This window comes from Streptomyces sp. NPDC054872 (assembly GCF_053610705.1).
The window spans coordinates 34245-51781 of record NZ_JBSGYY010000049.1 but is presented as its reverse complement, the minus strand read 5'-3'; the positions used below and the strand labels follow the sequence as shown (position 1 = coordinate 51781).

Annotated in this window: 17 protein-coding genes; 10 read left to right on the top strand and 7 right to left on the bottom strand. The window is 68.9% G+C overall.

Annotated elements, in window-relative coordinates; all coding sequences use genetic code 11:
* Positions 1 to 849, bottom strand: a complete 849-nt coding sequence (locus tag ACWGIH_RS38560) for a helix-turn-helix transcriptional regulator (protein ID WP_453451593.1) — start codon at positions 847 to 849, stop codon at positions 1 to 3.
* Between the two features lie 139 nt (positions 850 to 988).
* Here ACWGIH_RS38560 and ACWGIH_RS38555 point away from each other — a divergent pair, with 139 nt between their 5' ends.
* The 3 genes from ACWGIH_RS38555 (at position 989) to ACWGIH_RS38545 (ending at position 2998) form a co-directional block, all read left to right on the top strand.
* Positions 989 to 1255 carry an Atu4866 domain-containing protein gene (locus ACWGIH_RS38555; protein WP_453451592.1) on the top strand — a complete coding sequence of 89 codons (267 nt, stop codon included), beginning with the start codon at positions 989 to 991 and terminating at the stop codon, positions 1253 to 1255.
* A gap of 113 nt (positions 1256 to 1368) precedes the next feature.
* Positions 1369 to 2127 (top strand): SDR family NAD(P)-dependent oxidoreductase, encoded by a 759-nt coding sequence (locus tag ACWGIH_RS38550; RefSeq protein ID WP_453451591.1) that lies wholly within the window; start codon positions 1369 to 1371, stop codon positions 2125 to 2127.
* An 82-nt stretch (positions 2128 to 2209) separates the two neighbouring features.
* Positions 2210 to 2998: an SDR family NAD(P)-dependent oxidoreductase gene (locus ACWGIH_RS38545; protein WP_453451590.1), complete on the top strand. Its 789-nt coding sequence runs from the start codon at positions 2210 to 2212 to the stop codon at positions 2996 to 2998.
* Positions 2999 to 3178: 180 nt separating this feature from the next.
* Here the strand turns inward: ACWGIH_RS38545 and ACWGIH_RS38540 are convergent, their stop codons facing one another.
* Positions 3179 to 3799, bottom strand: a complete 621-nt coding sequence (locus ACWGIH_RS38540; protein WP_453451589.1) for a TetR/AcrR family transcriptional regulator C-terminal domain-containing protein — start codon at positions 3797 to 3799, stop codon at positions 3179 to 3181.
* 68 nt (positions 3800 to 3867) lie between these two features.
* Between ACWGIH_RS38540 and ACWGIH_RS38535 the strand changes: the two genes are divergently transcribed.
* Entirely contained in the window at positions 3868 to 5337 is a 1470-nt protein-coding gene (locus ACWGIH_RS38535; protein WP_453451588.1) for an FAD-dependent monooxygenase, read from the top strand.
* 387 nt (positions 5338 to 5724) lie between these two features.
* Here ACWGIH_RS38535 and ACWGIH_RS38530 read toward each other — a convergent pair whose 3' ends face one another.
* Positions 5725 to 6324 (bottom strand): CGNR zinc finger domain-containing protein, encoded by a 600-nt coding sequence (locus ACWGIH_RS38530; protein WP_453451587.1) that lies wholly within the window; start codon positions 6322 to 6324, stop codon positions 5725 to 5727.
* 82 nt (positions 6325 to 6406) lie between these two features.
* Here ACWGIH_RS38530 and ACWGIH_RS38525 point away from each other — a divergent pair, with 82 nt between their 5' ends.
* Complete coding sequence (locus tag ACWGIH_RS38525) at positions 6407 to 7201, top strand: MBL fold metallo-hydrolase (protein WP_453451586.1); 795 nt, start codon at positions 6407 to 6409, stop codon at positions 7199 to 7201.
* A 101-nt stretch (positions 7202 to 7302) separates the two neighbouring features.
* Entirely contained in the window at positions 7303 to 7566 is a 264-nt protein-coding gene (locus ACWGIH_RS38520; protein ID WP_453451585.1) for a hypothetical protein, read from the top strand.
* A gap of 146 nt (positions 7567 to 7712) precedes the next feature.
* Here ACWGIH_RS38520 and ACWGIH_RS38515 read toward each other — a convergent pair whose 3' ends face one another.
* On the bottom strand, positions 7713 to 8654 hold the full coding sequence (locus ACWGIH_RS38515) for a LysR family transcriptional regulator (RefSeq protein WP_453451584.1): 942 nt from the start codon (positions 8652 to 8654) through the stop codon (positions 7713 to 7715).
* A gap of 99 nt (positions 8655 to 8753) precedes the next feature.
* On the opposite strand from ACWGIH_RS38515, the gene pcaD reads away from it, so the two are divergent.
* Positions 8754 to 9560 (top strand): 3-oxoadipate enol-lactonase, encoded by an 807-nt coding sequence (pcaD, locus tag ACWGIH_RS38510; RefSeq protein WP_453451583.1) that lies wholly within the window; start codon positions 8754 to 8756, stop codon positions 9558 to 9560.
* 174 nt (positions 9561 to 9734) lie between these two features.
* Complete coding sequence (locus ACWGIH_RS38505; protein ID WP_453451582.1) at positions 9735 to 10517, top strand: tetratricopeptide repeat protein; 783 nt, start codon at positions 9735 to 9737, stop codon at positions 10515 to 10517.
* A gap of 39 nt (positions 10518 to 10556) precedes the next feature.
* Here the strand turns inward: ACWGIH_RS38505 and ACWGIH_RS38500 are convergent, their stop codons facing one another.
* The 3 genes from ACWGIH_RS38500 to ACWGIH_RS38490 form a co-directional block, all read right to left on the bottom strand.
* Entirely contained in the window at positions 10557 to 11420 is an 864-nt protein-coding gene (locus tag ACWGIH_RS38500; protein ID WP_453451581.1) for a carbohydrate ABC transporter permease, read from the bottom strand.
* A complete protein-coding gene (locus ACWGIH_RS38495; RefSeq protein WP_453451580.1) occupies positions 11417 to 12385 on the bottom strand; it encodes a carbohydrate ABC transporter permease in 969 nt (322 codons plus the stop codon). Before ACWGIH_RS38495 ends, ACWGIH_RS38500 begins: the two co-directional genes overlap by 4 nt.
* A 93-nt stretch (positions 12386 to 12478) precedes the next feature.
* Positions 12479 to 13795, bottom strand: coding sequence for an ABC transporter substrate-binding protein (locus tag ACWGIH_RS38490; RefSeq protein WP_453451579.1), 1317 nt, complete (start codon positions 13793 to 13795; stop codon positions 12479 to 12481).
* 269 nt (positions 13796 to 14064) lie between these two features.
* Between ACWGIH_RS38490 and ACWGIH_RS38485 the strand changes: the two genes are divergently transcribed.
* Entirely contained in the window at positions 14065 to 16482 is a 2418-nt protein-coding gene (locus tag ACWGIH_RS38485) for a glycoside hydrolase family 2 protein (protein WP_453451578.1), read from the top strand.
* Positions 16479 to 17516, top strand: coding sequence for a LacI family DNA-binding transcriptional regulator (locus ACWGIH_RS38480; protein ID WP_453451577.1), 1038 nt, complete (start codon positions 16479 to 16481; stop codon positions 17514 to 17516). Before ACWGIH_RS38485 ends, ACWGIH_RS38480 begins: the two co-directional genes overlap by 4 nt.
* The last annotated feature ends 21 nt before the right edge of the window (positions 17517 to 17537 follow it).

Genomic DNA, 17537 nt, shown 5'->3' with positions numbered 1-17537 from the left:
TCAGCGGTGGGGCCGAGGGGCGGACCCCCGGCGGGTGGCGTGGATGGAGCCGAGCAGATCGAGGGACTGGGCACTGGGGCTACCCGGTTCCGCGTGGTAGATGACGAGCTGCTGCCCGGGGGCGTCGCGTACGTCGAAAGCCTGGTAGGTGAGGGTGAGAGGGCCGACGTCCGGGTGGAGGAAGTGTTTGGCGTCCTGGGTCTTGCCACGCACGGTGTGGGCACTCCAGAGACGGTTGAAGTCCGCGTTCTTCTCGGTGAGGGTGCGGACGAGTTCACGCAGCCGTGGGTTGTCCGGCTCGAAGCCGGTGGCCTCACGGAGATTGGCGACGGCGGCCTGTGCTGCCCGGTCCCAGTCCGTGTAGAAACTGCGCCCTGCGGGGTCGAGGAAGGTCATGCGGGCCAGGTTGTCCGCCCGATCGAACGGGGCGTAGAGGGCATCGGCCAGGGCGTTGGCGGCGAGGAGGTCCAGGGTCCGGTTCATGACGAACGCCGGAGTGTTCGGGTAGCCGTCCATCAGCTGTCGCAGCGCGGGGCTCACGTGCTCGGTGGCGTGAGCGGAGGGCCGATCGTTCGGCGTGGCCCCGGCCAGCCGGTACAAGTGGGCGCGGGCCTCCGTGTCGAGGTGCAGTGCGCGGCTGAGTGCGTCGATCACCTGGGCTGAGGGATTGCGCTCGCGGCCTTGTTCCAGGCGGGTGTAGTAGTCGGCGTTGACTCCGGCCAGGACGGCGACCTCCTCGCGGCGCAGCCCGGCGACTCTGCGGGGCCCGTAACTCGCCACGCCGACGGCCTCCGGCCGCAGGTCGGCGCGGCGTGCGCGCAGGAAGTCTCCCAGGTGATTGTCGTCCATGTGTTCAGGCTAGGCGAGGGCTCGGCGTGCTGCCTGGGTGTGCCATGCCCAGGCAGCACGCGTCCTGGTTGATGGCCGGTGACCTGCCCAGACTCGGTGGAGCGGAAAGAACGACATCGTGCGAGGAGAGGAGTTCGCCATGGCCGGGAGCGTTGAGAGCGAGCAGGTCGACGTGGTCGGGGTGTGGGTGACCGCGGATGGTCACATCCGACAGGAGCTGCTGCCGGACGGCCGGTACGACGAGGCCCGCGGTGAGCGGGTCAGTGCGTACACCGGCCGGTACACGGTGACCGACAGCCACCTGGACTACGTCGACGACACCGGCTTTACCGCCACGGGCGACATCCGGGACGGAGTGCTCTATCACGAGCACCTCGTGCTCTACCGGGAGCAGAAGCAGTCGTAGAGAGGGCCGGGGCCGTGACCACCCTGGAACCGGGGTGCGACTCCACCGCCGGTGGACCAGAACGGCCCGACACAACAGTCAGTCAACACCAACGAGATTCAAGGACGACACCCATGACAGGACAACGACTTGACGGCAAGGTCGCGCTGATCACAGGCGCGACTGGCGGCCTCGGCACAGCGACTGCCGAGCTCTTCGCCGACGAAGGCGCCCGGCTGGTGATCACCGATGTCGCCGAAGGCCCCCTGCGGGAGCTGTCCCAACGGATCGAGGCACGAGGCGCGGAGGTCGTCGCTGCCCGCCTCGATGTCTCCTCCGCGCGGGAGTGGGACGAGGTGATCACCCTCGTACGCGATCGGTTCGGGACGCTGGACGTGCTCGTGAACCTCGCCGGCATCGTGGACTGGCCAGGTATCGAGGACACGCGGGAAGAGGCGTGGGACCGCGTCATCGACGTGAACCAGAAAGGCACTTGGCTCGGAATGAAGGCGGCGATGCCGCTCCTGCGTGCGAGCGGCAACGGGTCAGTGATTAATACGTCGTCCGTACTCGGCCTGGTGGGAAGCGGGGCGGCTGCGGCCTATCAGGCGTCCAAGGGGGCCGTGCGCCTGTTGAGCAAGACCGCCGCGGTCGAGTACGCCCGGCAGGGAGTACGGATCAACTCGGTGCATCCCGGGGTGATCGCCACGCCGATGATCCAGGACCTGCTGGACGACCAAGGCGACCAGCAGCCGGACATCCAACGCACCCCCATGCGCCGAGCAGGCCGTGCCGACGAGGTCGCCCCCGCGTTCCTCTTCCTGGCCTGCGACGACTCCTCGTTCGTCACCGGCGCGGAGCTGGTGGTCGACGGCGGGCTCACCGCGCACTGAACAACTGCATGACACAGCACGGCACTTCAGGTGTCCTGCACCGACGCCTGCGCTCACAGTCACCTTCTCCAGGGATCGCACCATGACACCTGCAACCGCAACCGCAACCGCATCCGCCGCAACATCCGAATCCGTCGAGTTCGCTGGGAAGATCGCCCTTGTCACTGGAGCCGCGCGAGGGGTGGGCAGGGAGACCGTGGCGCTCCTCCACGCCCGCGGCGCCCAGGTCGTCGCCCTGGACCTCCGCGCCGATGTCGCGAATCTGGCGGAGGAGTTTCCCGGCGTCGTCGCGACACACGGTGACATCACCCAGGAGGAGACCGCCCACCGTGCGGTGGCCAGGGCCCTGGACGCCTTCGGCGGTCTTGACATCCTCGTGAACAATGCCGGGCGCACCCAGAACAAGCCGGTCACCGAAACGACGGCAGAGGACTGGGACACCGTGATGGCGGTCAACGCCCGCGGCTCTTTCTTCTGCGCCCGCGAAGCATTCCGGGCCATGAAGAGCCGCGGCGGCGGCGCCATCGTGAGCACCGGCTCGTACGCCTCCACCGTCGCCCTGCCCGAAGGCGTCGCCTACAGCGCGTCGAAGGGCGCTCTGGCCCAACTGACCAAGGTGCTCGCCGTCGAGGGTGGCCCGCTGGGCATCCGCGCGAACCTCGTGGCCGCCGGCGTCATCGAGACGGACTTCCTCGACTCGATCCGCCCCGACAGCCGCGCCTACCTGGCGTCCTTCGCCGACGCGCAGCCACTGGGACGTGTGGCGCAGCCCGAGGAGATAGCCGAGGTCCTGTGCTTCCTTGTCTCGCCCCGGTCCAGTTTCGTCACGGGAGCCGTGGTCGCCGCTGACGGCGGTTTCACCGCGATCTAGCGACGCATCAGGATCAGGCAGCACATATCGGCCCGACCGCGGCCCGCAGCCCTTCTTGGCCAGGTGAGGGTGCGCTCCGTCGAGCTCCGTCGACGAGTTGGGCAGGGCCGGGTGTGCCGGGCGCAGGACCCGCGACCCGTTGTTGTCGCGGCGCCTTGAGACCCCGGGCAGGGCTCGCTGTCAGTCGGGAATGCGGGACAGAACCGCCTCCAGGCCGAAGGCGAAGCGCTCGTCGAAGTTCTGCCCGAGATGGGGCAGGACGCGTTGCAGCGCCGGGTGACCGTGTTCGACGGCTTGGGCGAGCCTCGCGTCGTCCTCCCCGCCCTCGGCCTGCTGCTCATGGGTCAGGCCGAGGGTGAAGTAGTTGACCGTCCAAGCCGTCCACGCCGCCTGCCGCTCATCGGCACCGGCTTCCAGGAACGCGTCGACGAGGCGGTCGGCGAAGCGCAGCGTGTTCGGTTCGGCCGGGTAGGTGCCGGTGACCAGAGCGGCGCCGTCGCGACGGGCGAGCAGCGCGTGCCGGTATCGGCCGACCAGCTCGCGGGCGCGTGCCAGAGGGGCGTCGGGCAGGTCGTCGTAGCGGATATCGGCGAGGACGGCGTCGGCCATCAGCTCCAGCATCCGCGCCTTGGTCTTCACGTGCCACAGCACGGTGTTCATCCGCACTCCGAGGCGGTCGGCGACCGCCCGGGTGGAGAGCCCGTCCAGGCCGCGCTCGTCCAGCACCCGGAGGGCGGCATCAATCACGGCGGCGCGGGTGAGCTGGCCCGCGGTCTCTTCTCCGGCTTGCTTCTTGGTCACTGACCTAGTTTACTCCGCTCCGAGCGTTGGTCACCGACCAAGAGTCTGCGTCGAGAAAGAGAAAAATCATGAACTATCAGGTTGTCGTCGCAGGTGCCGGGCCCGTGGGCCTGTGGCTCGCCGGCGAACTGCGCCGCGCGGGCATCACCGTCGTCGTGATCGAGCCCCGTTCCGAACGCGACTCCCGCTCCCGCGCCCTGACCGTGCACCCCCGCACCATCGAGACCTTCGCCTCCCGCGGCGCGCACCAGCCCTTCGTGAGCGAGGGCATACCGCTGCCCGGAGGCCACTTCGGCGCCCTCGAATCCCGCCTGGACTTCCGGCGCCTGCCCAGCCCCTTCCCTCACACCATCGCCCTGCCCCAGGAGCGCACCGAGGCACTGTTGGAGGGCCAGGCCCTCGGCCTGGGCGCACGCATCCTGCGCGGACACGAGGTCACCGGCTTCACCGAGCACCCCGACCACATCGCCGTGCACACCGCCGGACCGCACGGGTCCTCCACTCTCCAGGCGGTCTACCTGGTCGGCTGCGACGGCGCCGGCAGCACCGTGCGCACCGCTGCCGGCATCGACTACCCCGGCACCCCCTCCACGGTGCTCGGCTGGCTCGGCGACGTGGTCCTGGACGACCCGCCCGCCCCCGGATACAGCTACTTCGGCCCCGCAGGCGCCCTCATGACCGTCCCCATGCCCGGCGGCATCCACCGCCTGGTCGGCATCACCCCCCGCGACCTCACCACCACCTGGCCCGGCGACCTCACCCTGGACGAACTACGCGAAAACGTGGTCACCATGGCAGGCACCGACTTCGGCCTGCGCGACCCTGCCTGGCTCTCCCGCTACGGCAACGCCACCCGCCTCGCCGACCAGTACCGCAAAGGCCGCGTCTTCCTCGCCGGAGACGCCGCCCACCAGCACTTCCCCGCCGGCGGCGTCGGCATGAACGTCGGCATCCAAGACGCCGCCAACCTCGCCTGGAAGCTAGCCGCCACCCTCAACGGCTGGGCCCCCCAAGGCCTGTTGGACACCTACCACGCCGAGCGCCACCCCGTCGGCGCCGACCTCACCGCCACCAGCCGCGCCCAGGTCGCCCTGATGACCGCGTTCACCCCCGAAGGACTCGACCTGCGCGGCCTGCTCGCCCGGCTGATCACCACCCTGCCCGACCTCAACGACCACCTGGCCGCCCAGGTCAGCTCCCTCGCCGTCGCCTACCCGGCCACCACCCCCGGTGACCACCCGCTGACCGGCACCCGCGCCCCCGACCTCAGCCTCGGCGACACCGGCCTGTTCGCGCTGCTGCGTGTCGACCGCCACCTCCTGCTGGATCTCACCGGCAGCGGATGCCTCGCCGGATACGCGCGCCGAGGACTGCACGTCCACACCGCCACCCCGCGCCAGCCACCGGCCGAGCTCACCGACGTCCGCGCCATCCTCGTCCGCCCCGACGGCCATATCGCCTGGGCAAGCACAGAGCACGACGACACCGCTCTCACCGAGAGCCTCACCTCAGCCCTCGCCACCACGCACCAGAAGTGAGCCGCCGGGTGACCGCCCGGCGTAGCGCCCCGTCCGGCCTGCACGCCGCACCGGCTCCATCTCCAACTCGTCGTCACCACCGGCCGCCTGCTCGCCCACTCCTCCAGCCAGGTCGCCTGGGACAACCACGGCAGCCACCGGCAGTGATCAGGCCGCCCAGGCCCGCGTATCGCCCGCAGCCACGACACCGCGCCCGCGCCTGCGACGCCCGGCGGGGCTGCGTAGGTCAAAGTCTGTTGGGACGACGTGCACGCGCACTCAAGCAAGTGCGTACGACACAACCGGCCCTGACCCATCCAGCACCCATCAAACCGGCCGGAATGTGACGTCGTCACGCCGGCCCAGCATCCACATGAAGCGTCAGATGGATCGTCCGGTGACGACACATCACTCCGTCGCGGTGCGGCGGGCGTAGGCGCGGGCGGCGCGGACGCGGTCGCCGCAGCGGGTGGAACACCACTGGCGGCGGCCGTGCTTCAACAGGAAGCGATTGCAGGGCGGTGAGGCGCAGGCGATCAAGCGGGCGGCGTCGGGCGAGGTGAGCAGGTCGGCGGCGTCGGCGGCGATCACCGCAAGGGCGTGCTCGACGAGCGCGGTGGTGGGGTGCGGTGTGGCGCGGTAGGGCCCCTTCTCGTCCCAGAGCAGCAGGGACGCGGTGGGGACCCGGGTCATCGCGTCGTTGATCGCGGTGACGGCGGCGGGCAGGGCGGCCTGGCCGGCGACGCGGGAGGCCAGCAGCGACCTGACCTGTTCGCGCAGAGAGCGCAGCAGCGCGGCGCAGACCTCCGCCAGGCCGGCGTCGGCGGGGGCGAGGTCGCGCTGCGCCAGCCACTGCTCGGCCTGTGCCGGACTGCTCAGCAGGTCGGCCGTGTGCCCGCCGGGCAGCGCAACGGCGCTGTTGGCCAGGGCCAGGGAGGGGTGCTGCGCCTCGCCCGGCGCCGATGGCAGGGCGGCTTCTTCCATCACGAACTCTTGCATGCTTCTCATGGTACGGGTTGCGTTAATCCGTGAGACGTGCGTACATTCACCTCACGGTTAATACGCAATCTATCCGTGAGGAACCCTTAACGTGTCTTCCCCGACCCTGCAGCCCGCCCCCTTCCCTGTGCGCGTGTTCGGCGGCCCGACCGCTCTCTTCGAGTACGGCGGCCTGCGCTTTCTCACCGACCCGACCTTCGACGGCCCCGGCGACCACCAGGCGCCGGCCGTCGTGCTCACCAAAACGGCGGCGGCTCACGGCAGCCCCGCCGATGTCGGCCGCGTCGACGTGGTTCTGCTTTCGCACGACGAGCACGCCGACAACCTCGACACCTCCGGCCGGGCCCTGCTCGCCGACGTCCCGCTGACGCTCACCACCCCCGGCGGCGGAGAGCGTCTCGGGGAGGCGGCCACCGGCCTCGCCGACTGGCAGGCTGTCGAGCTCGAGCGCCGGGACGGCGGGCCCGGCGCGGTCACCGTGACCGGCGTACCCGCCATTCACGGCCCCGGCCCGCGCGAGGAGGTCGAGCCGCTCACCGGCCAGGTCGTCGGCTTCGTCCTCACCGGCGAGGGCCTGCCCACCGTCTACGTCAGCGGGGACAACGCCTCTCTCGAAGCGGTGGAGGACATCGCCGAGCGCTTCGCACCGGTCGACACCGCCCTCCTCTTCGCCGGAGCACCCCGCTTCACCGAAGTCTTCGACGGCAAGGTGATCGTCCTGGACAGCGCCCAGGCCGCCCAGGCCGCGAAAATCCTTGATGCCGCACGCGTGGTCCCCGTCCACTACGACAGCTGGGCCCACTTCACCGAGGGCCATGACGAACTCGTCGCCGCCTTTGCCGCCGCTCACCTCACCGACCGCCTCGACTTCGGCGTCCGCGGCTGACCCCACGTACGTCGGGCGCATGCGCCGGACATGGCCGGGCGCCGGCCGGCAGAGCCCCACCGCGACTGCCGGCCGGCGCCCTCGCACACGCGATGCTGCGCATGTTCCAACGCAAGTCCTACCTGCTGCCGTCCCCCGAGGAAGTCGACACGTACCCCTACGACGCCCAGGAACAGCAGGCCGTCGACAGCTGGCTGACCCACGTCCCGCACGGCACCCCCGAGCAGGTCACCGCCCACCTCAACCAGGTCCAGCGGGACTCCGGCGCCGACGAACTCATGATCGGTAGCGTCGGCCACTCCGTCCAGGCCCGGATCCGGTCCACCGAGCTGATCGCCGACGCCTACGGCATGCCTTCGGCCTGATCGCCGGCACCGCGATGTCACCAACAGCACGCCCCTGGCCCACGGGTGACAACGGGTCCGTGATCGTCATTGGGACGTAGTGAGGACGTTTCTATGCGGTGTCCATCGGGTCGGGTGGGTCGTGTGCCTTCACTGTTCGGAAGAGTTCAGTGTTCCGGTGCCTTCTTCGCCCTGGGTACACGTCCCAGAGTCGGCCGCAGGACCGGCGCATGGCGGGCCAAGAAGTCCCACAGCTGGTCGGCGACCGGCCCATGCGGGCGGTCGCGTCGGCGAGATGCCGAGAGTTCCTCGACCACACCGGGAAAGTGCCGTCCGGCGATGGACAGCAGGCGTCCGTCACGCAACTCGGTCTCGATCAGGAATCGGGGCACGTGTCCCCACGCCATGCCGTGCAAGATCAGCTCCTTCTTCATGAGGTGGTCAGGAACGGAGCTGCGGGGCGCGCCTTCGACCAGGAAATGGCCCTGCTCGGACGGCTGCCGCGCCGAATCCCGGATCACGCACTGAGTGAAGGACTGCATCCGCTGCGGTGTGATGTCGGCGTCCGGAGCAAAGGGCAGGAAGCCTGGCGCCACCACGGGCACCAGCGCGACGCGGCCGAGATCGATCCACTCCATCCGCACGTCGCTTTTGGGGACGCGGTGCACGATGAGGTCGGCTTCGTCCTCCAGCAGCCGCTCCCACGGGCCGGTGACCGTCTCGAACTGCAGGTGCAGTCGGGTCTGTGGGCACTGCGCGAAGAAGCGGCTGAGCAACTCCAACACCGGTGGAAGCGGGCACAGGTCGCCGAGCACCACGCGCAGTTCGGCTTCTTCACCCATCGCCAACTGCGCGGCGTAGGTCTGCAGTTCCTCGGCTTCGTGCAGCAGGTAGCGCACCTTGCGGTGAAAGGCGTGCCCCGCCTCGGTGAGCTGCACCCGATAGCCGGAGCGGTCCAGCAGGTCCAGGCCCAGCTGGCGTTCCAGCTTGGCGACTGCCGCGAACACGGAAGGGTGCGAGCGGTGCAGTCGCTCGGCGGCGGCCTGGAAACCACCGTTCTGGACAACGGCGTTGAAGCACTGCAACTCGTGGAGCGTGAAGTTCGACATTGTTCAGAGACCCTACAGAGCCCTTCCGATCTTTGTAATAGAAGTCTGCGGGTGGCGTCCATAGGCTGAGTGCATAGCCGCTAGATCACTGGAGCTGACATGACTTCTCAGGCCCGTACCGCCATCACCACCGGCGATGGCGTCCGCATCGCCTACCGCTTCGACGGTGACGAGGACAAGCCGGTGCTGCTGCTCTCGAACTCCATCGGTACCGACCTCCACATGTGGGACGGCCAGGTGTCGGCTCTGACCGAGCACTTCCGGCTGCTGCGCTACGACGCGCGCGGCCACGGTGCCTCCGATGTCCCGAGCGGCCCGTATTCCCTGGACCGGCTGGGGCGCGACGTGGTGGAGCTGCTGGATGCCCTGGGCCTGCAGCGGGTGCACGTGCTGGGCCTGTCTCTGGGCGGAATCGTCGCGCAGTGGCTGGGTATCCACGTTCCGGAGCGCGTCGACCGCCTGGTGCTCTCCAACACCGCCGCGTATCTCGGCCCGGCGAATCAGTGGGATCGACCGATCGCCGAACTGCTGGAAGCCCCCGACATGCAGAGCACCGCGGAGATGTTCCTGCACAACTGGTTCCCGGCCCACATGCTGCAAGGCGACGACGAGGTCATCGAGGGCTTTCGCCGCACTCTGCTCGCCACGCGGCGCGAGGGCGTGGCCGGGAGCTGGGCCGCGGTGCGCGACTACGACCTGCGCCGCACGGCCACACTCATCCCGAACCCGACGCTTGTCATCGCGGGCGAGCACGACACCGTCACGTCCGCCGCCCACGGGAAGGAGCTCGCCGCGACCGTCCCCGGCGCGCGGTTCACCGTCCTGCCCACGGTGCACATGGCGAACGTCGAGGGGCAGGAGCAGTTCCTGGGTGCTGTGGTGGCCTTTTTGACAGAACAGTCGTGACGCTGCTGCCTCGTGTCCGCACGGCCCCTTCCCGCTGCCCCGGCTCGCACTTGGCCAGGGCGTTCGGGAAGGCGGCAGGTCATCCAGGCCCGCCGAGCAGCAGGCTCAGCATGCATCCGTATGCTCCCTGCCATGAGATTTTTCCGGCCGCGTGGCCGTAATGACGCCAGGTGGATGACGGGAACTCCGGTGGCGCAGGCCAAAGCACTGTATGAGGCCGGGCGTTACGCCGAGGCGGAGGCCGAGGCCCGCGCCGTGGCCCGGTCGCGGCCACGCGACGACGAGTACGCAGCCGCGGCGCTGAACATCGCCGCGATCGCGACCGGCGCTCAGGGGCGCCACACCGAGGCGCTCGCCACGTACGACGAAGCGCTGCCGGCCTTCAGCAGGATATTCGGGGCCGATCACTGGCTGACCCTGAAGCTGCGTTCGGACCGCGCCCAGCAGATGACCTCGCTCGGCAGGTACGCCGAGTGCGAGGCGGAGTGTGCGGCCGTCGCCGCGGCCGCGAGCCGCGGTGCCGGCCCGGAGATGTCACTCCTGGCGACGGCCGCGCGCAATGGCCTGGTCTTCGCCCTCAACGCGCAGGGGCGCCACCAGGAAGCCGAGGCGCTCGCCCGCGAGGCCCTGGCCGCCCACCGCGCACCCGACCGGGCGTCCCTGGTCCTGCGGCTCGGCCTGGCACGCAGCCTGAACGGCCAAGCCCGCCACGAAGAGGCCCTGGCCGAGGCGCAGGTGGCCGGCCGGCTGTTTCACGGTCTGCCCGAGGAGCAGCGCCATCCGGATGCAGGCGCCGTCGAACTGGTCGTTGCCACCGCCCTGTCGGGCCTTCGCCGCGATCTTGAAGCCCGCCGTAAGGCCGCAGCTGCTCACCACGCCTGCCTGGCCTCCTTCGGCCCCGAGCACTACCGCACCGTCGAAGCCCGGACGCTGCTCGACCGCATCGACCGCGCTTGACCGACCACCGGCCGAGCGCGCCACCACGACGCCGTGGGACTACTTGGTGGCCCCCTGCGCGAAGCCGTTGTAGATGTAGCGCTGCAGGAACAGGAAGATGAGCAGCGTCGGCAGGATCACGAGGATCGCCCCTGCCGAGATGGCTTCCCAGTGCGCCCCGAAAGGCCCCTTGAAGCGGAACAGGGCCGTGGAGATGGTCCCTTTGTCCTCGGAGGGCATGTAGAGGAACGGGATGTAGAAGTCGTTGTACGTCGTGATGCCCTTGACGATGACGACGGTGGCGATCGCCGGTTTGAGCAACGGAAAGATGATCTTGCGGTAGATGGTGAAGGTGTTCGCGCCGTCGAGCCGGGCCGCCTCGTCGAGCGAGGTCGGAATGCCCCGGATGAACTGCAGGAAGATGTAGATGGACACGATGTCCGTGCCCATGTAGAGCAGGATCGGCGCCCACCGGCTGTCCACCAGACTGAAGCTGTTGACCACTTGGAAGGTGGCGACCTGCGTCGTCACACCGGGGACCAGGGTGGCAATGAGGAAGAGGGCCATCACCGTCTTCCGCAGACGGAACTCGAAGCGGTCGATGGCGTACGCGGTCATGGAGCCGATGAGCACGGTTCCGGTGACGGAGAACAGCAGGATGAACGCGGTGTTCCCGAACGCCCTGAGCATCTCGCCGTCGTTGAACGCGGTGGCGTAGTTCGAGAAGTTCAGCCAGTCGTGGGGCAGGCTCAGCGCGCCGCCGTCGCTTACTTCCCGGGAGGTTTTCAGGGAGGTGAGGAAGATGACGACGAGGGGGACCAGCACCACGAGCGAGGCGACGACCAGGGAGAGGTACGTCAGGGCCGTGCCGATGCGGGGTCGCCGGCGGGTCGTCGAGTGGTCGTGCGTGGTGAGCGTGGTCATACGAGGTCCACCTTGTCGTCGGGCACAAGGCGCCGCTGGATCCAGGTGATCACCAGGATGATCAGGAGCAGCACCACGGCGCAGGCCGAGGCCAGGCCCGTCTTGTTGAACTGGAAGGCGAGCTTGACCGTCTGGATGACGAAGGTCGAGGTGCCGGTCGCGCCGCCGGTCATGATGTACGGGATCTCGAAGACGGCGAGCGAGCCGGAGATCGCCAGGATGACGCTGAGGCTCAGCACCGGCCGGATGCTGGGCGCGATGATGTGGCGGAACTGCTGCCAGCGGCTCGCCCCGTCGAGTTGGGCCGCCTCGTAGAGCTCTCCGGGGATCGACTGGATCGCGCCCAGGAACAGGACGAAGTTCAAGCCCGTGAAGCGCCACACCGACACCCCGGCCAGTGAGGTGTTGGCCGACTGCGGATCACCGAGCCAGGCGTGGTCACCGCCGGCGCCGAACCACGACAGGACCGAGTCGAGCGTTCCGCCGTCCTGGAAGAAATACAGGAAGACGAAACCGATGGCGACGCCGTTGATCAGGTAGGGGAAGAACAGGATGCCCTTGAAGAAGTTGCGGAAGCGGAGGTCGAAGCTGAGGATCGTCGCGAAGTACAGGGCGATCACGATCTGCACGGCGGACGCGGCCAGGTAGTAGAAGCTGACGAAGAACACCCGGAACAGTTCGGGCCTGGTGAAGAGCTGGGTGTAGTTCTCGAACCCGACGGTGTTGCGGTCGGGGCTGACGCCGTCCCAGTCCGTGAAGCTGTAATAGATCATGTTGCCCACCGGCACGTAGGTGAACGTGATCAGCAGCGCCAGAGGCGCCAGCAGAAACAGCCACGGGGTGATCCTGCGCAGCGGGTGATCCCGCCAGGAACGGGTGGTCTTGGCGCCCCGGCGGGAGCGGCGGCCGACGGGGGCGGCGGGGCGCGCGGGTGCCGGCGGCGCTTTGGACGTGGTGTCGGTCATGTCGAAGGGGCCTTTCATGATCCGTGTCGAGCGTGCTGCGGAAGTGGGGCCCGGCCCGCGCGAACGGTGCGGGGCCCCGTGCTCGTGTCCGGGTCAGTTGCCGGCGGCGGCCGCGTCGGCCCAGCGCTTGTCGAGATCGTCGAAGTAGTCCTGCAGGGAGCCCTTCTGGGCGCCGCGGGCGATGTCGATCAGCTTCTGCCGGTAGTCCTGCTTGGCGAGGCCGATTTCGGAGGCGTTGTCGATGGCGTTGACCTGCTCGGTCTTGGCCTCGGACCGCTCAATGAGCTTGACATCGTTGTCTTGATAAGGCTTGAGGACGTCGGGGAAGCTCATGGAGGACAGGGCAGAGACCCCGCCTTCCTTGGCGGCGAAGCCGGACTTCTCGGTGAACCAGTCGATCCAGGCGCGGGCGGCGCTCTTGTTCTCGGAGTGTGTGTTCACGGCGAGTTGGTAGTCGGAGAGCATCGTGGCGCAGAACTTGCCGTCCTTTTGCACCGGAACGGGCATGAAGCCGATGTCGTCCGGGTTCCGACCCGCCTTCTTGGCGGCGTCGCGCATCTGGTTCACGGCCCAGGATCCGAGGAGCATGCTGCCGATATCCCCCTTGGCCAGATCCGTCTTGGACGTCTCCCAGTTGGTGGTCGTGGGGTCCTTCTCCGACATCTTCTCGTGGACGATGTCGTGGAGCAGGGAGTCGAGGACGTGGAGGTCGCTGCCCTTGGCCCACGGCTTGTCGGCGGTGGCGAGGACGTCGGACGCCTTCGCGTCGCAGCTGACCGAGCCGACGCTGTTGGTCCAGGGGCTGCTCAGCGGCCAGCCGTCCTTGAAGTTGGTGTAGTACGGCGTCGCTCCGGTCTTCGCCTTGATCTGCTTGAGATCGGCGAGGAACTGCGCGGGGGTGGTGGGCCAGTCGGTGATGCCGGCCTTCTTCCACACCGCCTTGTTGTAGACCAGGCCGTTGACGGTGCCGAAGTTGGCGATGCCGTAGGTCTTCCCCTTGACGTCGGTCTTGCCGGTGAAGCGGTAGGCGCGTGCCATGTCCTTGGTGTCGCCCAGAGGGGCGAAGAACTTCGGGTAGTCGCCCTTGGCTATCACCGAGGGAATCAGCAGGACGTCACCGTAGTTCTCGGTGTTCATCCGGATCTTGACCTCCCCTTCGTAGTCGGTGATGCCCTGGAACTTCACCGTCACCTTGGGGTAGGTCTTCTTGAACTCGGCGGCGTACTTCTTCATCGTGCCGTCCTGCACCAGGTCGGTGCGGTTGGTCAGCACGGTGATGGTGCCTGAGGCTTTGCCGGGGTCGGAGGGTGCGGTGGCGGCCTCCCCCGTCGAGCCCCCTCCCCCGCCACATCCCGCGACGGTCAGCATCGCGACGGCAAGCAGCGCGGCGCTCAGCGGCTTCTTCCTCATGTGCCCAACTCCTTCCAAGGGTTACGGCTCGGGCCCAGCGGCTGACGGCACTATGTCAGCCATCCGTGAACCGGTAAAGCTCTGATTTCCGGCACGATGCCTAATCGTTACCGGTAAACCCGGCGTCTGGCGTCAAGTCAGGCCGCCAGGCTGGGGTGTTATGTGCGGCCGTGATCGCTTTCGGGGACTGGACCGGTTAATCAAGTGGAGGTTAAGTTGGCGGGCGATGCGCACGACCAGGGCCTGCGCCTGTCTGATTGGAGCCGCTGATGAAGCACAACGTCCAGCTGACCGAGGGCTGGCACGTCAGCCACGAGGGGAGAGTCCTCGACGCCCGTGTCCCCGGCTGCGTCCACACGGATCTGCTGGCTGCGGGCCTGATTCCCGACCCCTTCCTCGGCGCGAACGAGCACGAGGTGCAGTGGGTGGGGCGGCGGGCATGGACCTACACACGCCAACTGGACGACGCCGCAGGTGGCGCGACATCCTACGAGCGCACCGACTTGGTCTTCGAGGGCCTTGACACCGCCGCCCGCATCACCCTGGGCGGTCAGGAGTTGGGGCGCACGCGCAACATGCACCGCACCTACCGGTTCGATGTCACGGGACTCGCGGGCGAGTTGAACGTCACGTTCGCCTCTGCCTACGACGAGGCCGCCGCCGTGAAGGAGCTGACGGGCGACCGGCCGAACGTCTACCCCCAGCCGTTTCAATACATCCGCAAGATGGCCGCGAACTTCGGCTGGGACTGGGGGCCGACGGTGGTCACCGCGGGCATGTGGCGCCCGGTCCGGCTCGAGCACTGGTCGACGGCGCGCATCGAGCGGGTGCGTCCGCTGGTGAGCGTGGATGGTACGCGCGGTCGCGTGGAGCTACGCATTGATCTCGAACGCACGGCCTCAGGCGCCGGTCGGCCTCTGACCGTGCACGCCACGGTGGCGGGGGTTACGGCACGCGCAGAGCCCGATGACAACGCTGTCACGCTCGTGCTCGACGTGCCGGACGTGCGACTGTGGTGGCCGCGCGGGTACGGCGAACAGCCCCTGTATGACGTCGAACTGACCCTCCTCGACGGCGACGGCGACGGCGCCCTGGACGGCTGGCAGCGACGGGTCGGCTTCCGCAGCGTCGAGCTGGACCGCGCGGCCGACGAGCACGGCACCGGGTTCACGTTCGTCGTCAACGGCGAGCGGATCTTCGTACGCGGTGTGAACTGGATTCCCGACGACGTGCTGCCCTCCCGGGTCACACCCGAGCGCTACCGCACCCGCCTGGAGCAGACCGCCGCCGCCAACGTCGACCTGGTCCGCGTCTGGGGCGGCGGCATCTACGAGGACGACGCCTTCTACGACGCCTGCGACGAACTCGGCCTGATGGTCTGGCAGGACTTCCTGTTCGCCTGCGCTGCCTACCCCGAGGAGCAGCCGCTGCGCGGCGAAGTGGAGTCCGAGGCCCGCGACAACGTCGTACGGCTCATGCCGCACCCCAGCCTCGTGCTGTGGAACGGAAACAACGAGAACCTGTGGGGATTCCGGGACTGGGACTGGGAGCAGCCCCTCGCCGCGAACTCCTGGGGCGAGGGCTACTACCTGGGGCTCCTGCCGCGCGTCGTCGCGGAGTTGGACCCCACCCGGGCATACAGCGCGGGCAGCCCATGGTCCGGTTCCTGGGACCACCACCCCAACGACCCCGACCACGGCACCTACCACTCGTGGGAGGTGTGGAACCGCCAGGACTACACCGAGTACCTCACGAACGTGCCCCGCTTCGTCTCGGAATTCGGCTGGCAGGCACCCGCCGCGTTCGCCACGCTGCGCCGCGCTCTGCCCGGCGAGGACCTCGCATCCGATTCACCGGGCATGCTGCGTCACCAGAAGGCCGAGGACGGCAACGGCAAGCTGAACCGCGGCGTCGAGCGTCATTTCGCCCTGCCGGAGCAGGACTTCGACCGCTGGCACTATCTGGCCCAAGTCGTCCAGGCCCGCGCCGTCGCCACCGGGATCGAGCACTGGCGCGCCAACTGGCCCCGCTGCGCCGGCACCATCGTGTGGCAGATCAACGACTGCTGGCCGGTCAGCTCCTGGTCCGCGATTGACGGCGACGGCCGCCTCAAGCCGCTCCACCACGAGCTGCGCCGCGTCTACGCCGACCGCCTCCTGACCCTCCAGCCGGGATCTGACGGCCCGGAGCTCGTCCTGGCCAATCAGGGCGCTGAGCCTTGGGGTTGCGACGTGACGCTGCGCCTGATGCGGACCGACGGCACGCTCGCCGCGCGCGTCTCGCTCGGGTTCACGGTGCCCGCACGCGAGGTCCTGCGGCTGCCGGCCCCGCCGGAGGTGCGGCCCGCGGCGGGCGTCACCAAGGAGTACCTGGTGGCCGACGCCGACGGACTGCGCGCGCTGCATCTGCCCGTCCGGGACAAGGAGTTCGGCTATCCGGCGCCACGGTTCGACATAGCGGTGGAGACCGTGGGGCAAGACTGGGACACGGTCGACGTCGTGGTGAGCGCGCACACCCTCGTACGGGATCTGCTGCTCCAGCCCGACCGTCTCGCGCCGCATGCGACCGCCGACCGCGGCCTGATCACCTTGCTGCCGGGCGAGCAGACCCGCATTCGTGTGCACGGGGCCGGCGGTGTGGGAGCCAATGCCTTTCGCGCGGCCCTCTTCTGTGTGGAACCGGCGTGAGCGCCCCTGTCCAACGCGTCACCATCAAGGACGTCGCGGCCGCAGCCGGGGTTTCCAAGGGAGCGGTGTCGATCGCGTTCAATCACAAGCCCGGCCTTGCCGAGACCACACGGGAGCGCATCTTCGCCGCCGCCCGGGAGCTGGGCTGGGCACCCAACTCCTCGGCCCGCAGCCTGTCGACGCAGCGGACCGACACGATCGGCCTCGCCCTGTGCCGCCCTGCCAGGCTGCTCGGCCTCGAACCGTTCTACATGGAGTTCATCTCCGGCATCGAGAGCGTCCTGGCCGAGCGGTCCTGCTCCCTGCTGCTGCGTCTGGTCAACAGCCTGGACGAGGAGATCTCCGTGCAGGAGACATGGTGGCGAGAACGGCAGGTCGGCGGATCCATCCTGGTCGACTTCCACCGGGACGACCCGCGGGTCGAGCCGCTCAAACAGCTCGGCATCCCGGCCGTGGCCGTCGGCCACCCCGACCTGACCGGCGGCCTTCCATCGGTCTGGACGGACGATGCCACGGCGGTGGCCGAGGCGGTGCGCTACCTCGCCGCTCTTGGCCACCGCCGCATCGCCCGGGTCGGCGGCCCGCTCGGCCTGGGGCACAGCGCCATCCGCGAACGGGCCTTCGAAGGCACCTTGCGGGAGCTGGGCCTGGGTCCTGGGGTCCAGGTGGCGACGGGGTTCGCCGGTGAGGACGGAGCCCGCGCCACCCGCTCCTTGCTCCTGCGGCCCCAGCGGCCGACCGCGATCGTCTACGACAACGACCTCATGGCCGTGGCCGGGCTCGGTGTCGCCGCCGAAATGGGCATCGCCGTACCGGACGACCTGTCCCTGCTCGCCTGGGACGACTCCCAGTTGTGCCGCCTCACCCACCCGACCCTGTCCGCCATGAGCCACGACGTGCACGGTTTCGGCGCCCAGGTCACCCGCGAGCTGTTCGCCGTCATCGCCGGCCGGGAGGTCTCCCCCCTGCCGCCCCGGGCCCCCGCGCTGACGCCTCGCGCGTCGACCGCCGCACCTCGCCCGCCGCAGAGCTGACTCGCAGCGACACGTCGGCTC

What these genes read in the sequence shown, in the direction of transcription:
- ACWGIH_RS38560 (WP_453451593.1), bottom strand. Translation starts at nt 849, where the DNA reads ATGGACGACAATCACCTGGGAGACTTCCTGCGCGCACGCCGCGCCGAC.
- ACWGIH_RS38555 (WP_453451592.1), top strand. Translation starts at nt 989, where the DNA reads ATGGCCGGGAGCGTTGAGAGCGAGCAGGTCGACGTGGTCGGGGTGTGG.
- ACWGIH_RS38550 (WP_453451591.1), top strand. Translation starts at nt 1,369, where the DNA reads ATGACAGGACAACGACTTGACGGCAAGGTCGCGCTGATCACAGGCGCG.
- ACWGIH_RS38545 (WP_453451590.1), top strand. Translation starts at nt 2,210, where the DNA reads ATGACACCTGCAACCGCAACCGCAACCGCATCCGCCGCAACATCCGAA.
- ACWGIH_RS38535 (WP_453451588.1), top strand. Translation starts at nt 3,868, where the DNA reads ATGAACTATCAGGTTGTCGTCGCAGGTGCCGGGCCCGTGGGCCTGTGG.
- ACWGIH_RS38530 (WP_453451587.1), bottom strand. Translation starts at nt 6,324, where the DNA reads ATGAGAAGCATGCAAGAGTTCGTGATGGAAGAAGCCGCCCTGCCATCG.
- ACWGIH_RS38520 (WP_453451585.1), top strand. Translation starts at nt 7,303, where the DNA reads ATGTTCCAACGCAAGTCCTACCTGCTGCCGTCCCCCGAGGAAGTCGAC.
- ACWGIH_RS38515 (WP_453451584.1), bottom strand. Translation starts at nt 8,654, where the DNA reads ATGTCGAACTTCACGCTCCACGAGTTGCAGTGCTTCAACGCCGTTGTC.
- pcaD (WP_453451583.1), top strand. Translation starts at nt 8,754, where the DNA reads ATGACTTCTCAGGCCCGTACCGCCATCACCACCGGCGATGGCGTCCGC.
- ACWGIH_RS38505 (WP_453451582.1), top strand. Translation starts at nt 9,735, where the DNA reads ATGACGGGAACTCCGGTGGCGCAGGCCAAAGCACTGTATGAGGCCGGG.
- ACWGIH_RS38500 (WP_453451581.1), bottom strand. Translation starts at nt 11,420, where the DNA reads ATGACCACGCTCACCACGCACGACCACTCGACGACCCGCCGGCGACCC.
- ACWGIH_RS38495 (WP_453451580.1), bottom strand. Translation starts at nt 12,385, where the DNA reads ATGACCGACACCACGTCCAAAGCGCCGCCGGCACCCGCGCGCCCCGCC.
- ACWGIH_RS38490 (WP_453451579.1), bottom strand. Translation starts at nt 13,795, where the DNA reads ATGAGGAAGAAGCCGCTGAGCGCCGCGCTGCTTGCCGTCGCGATGCTG.
- ACWGIH_RS38485 (WP_453451578.1), top strand. Translation starts at nt 14,065, where the DNA reads ATGAAGCACAACGTCCAGCTGACCGAGGGCTGGCACGTCAGCCACGAG.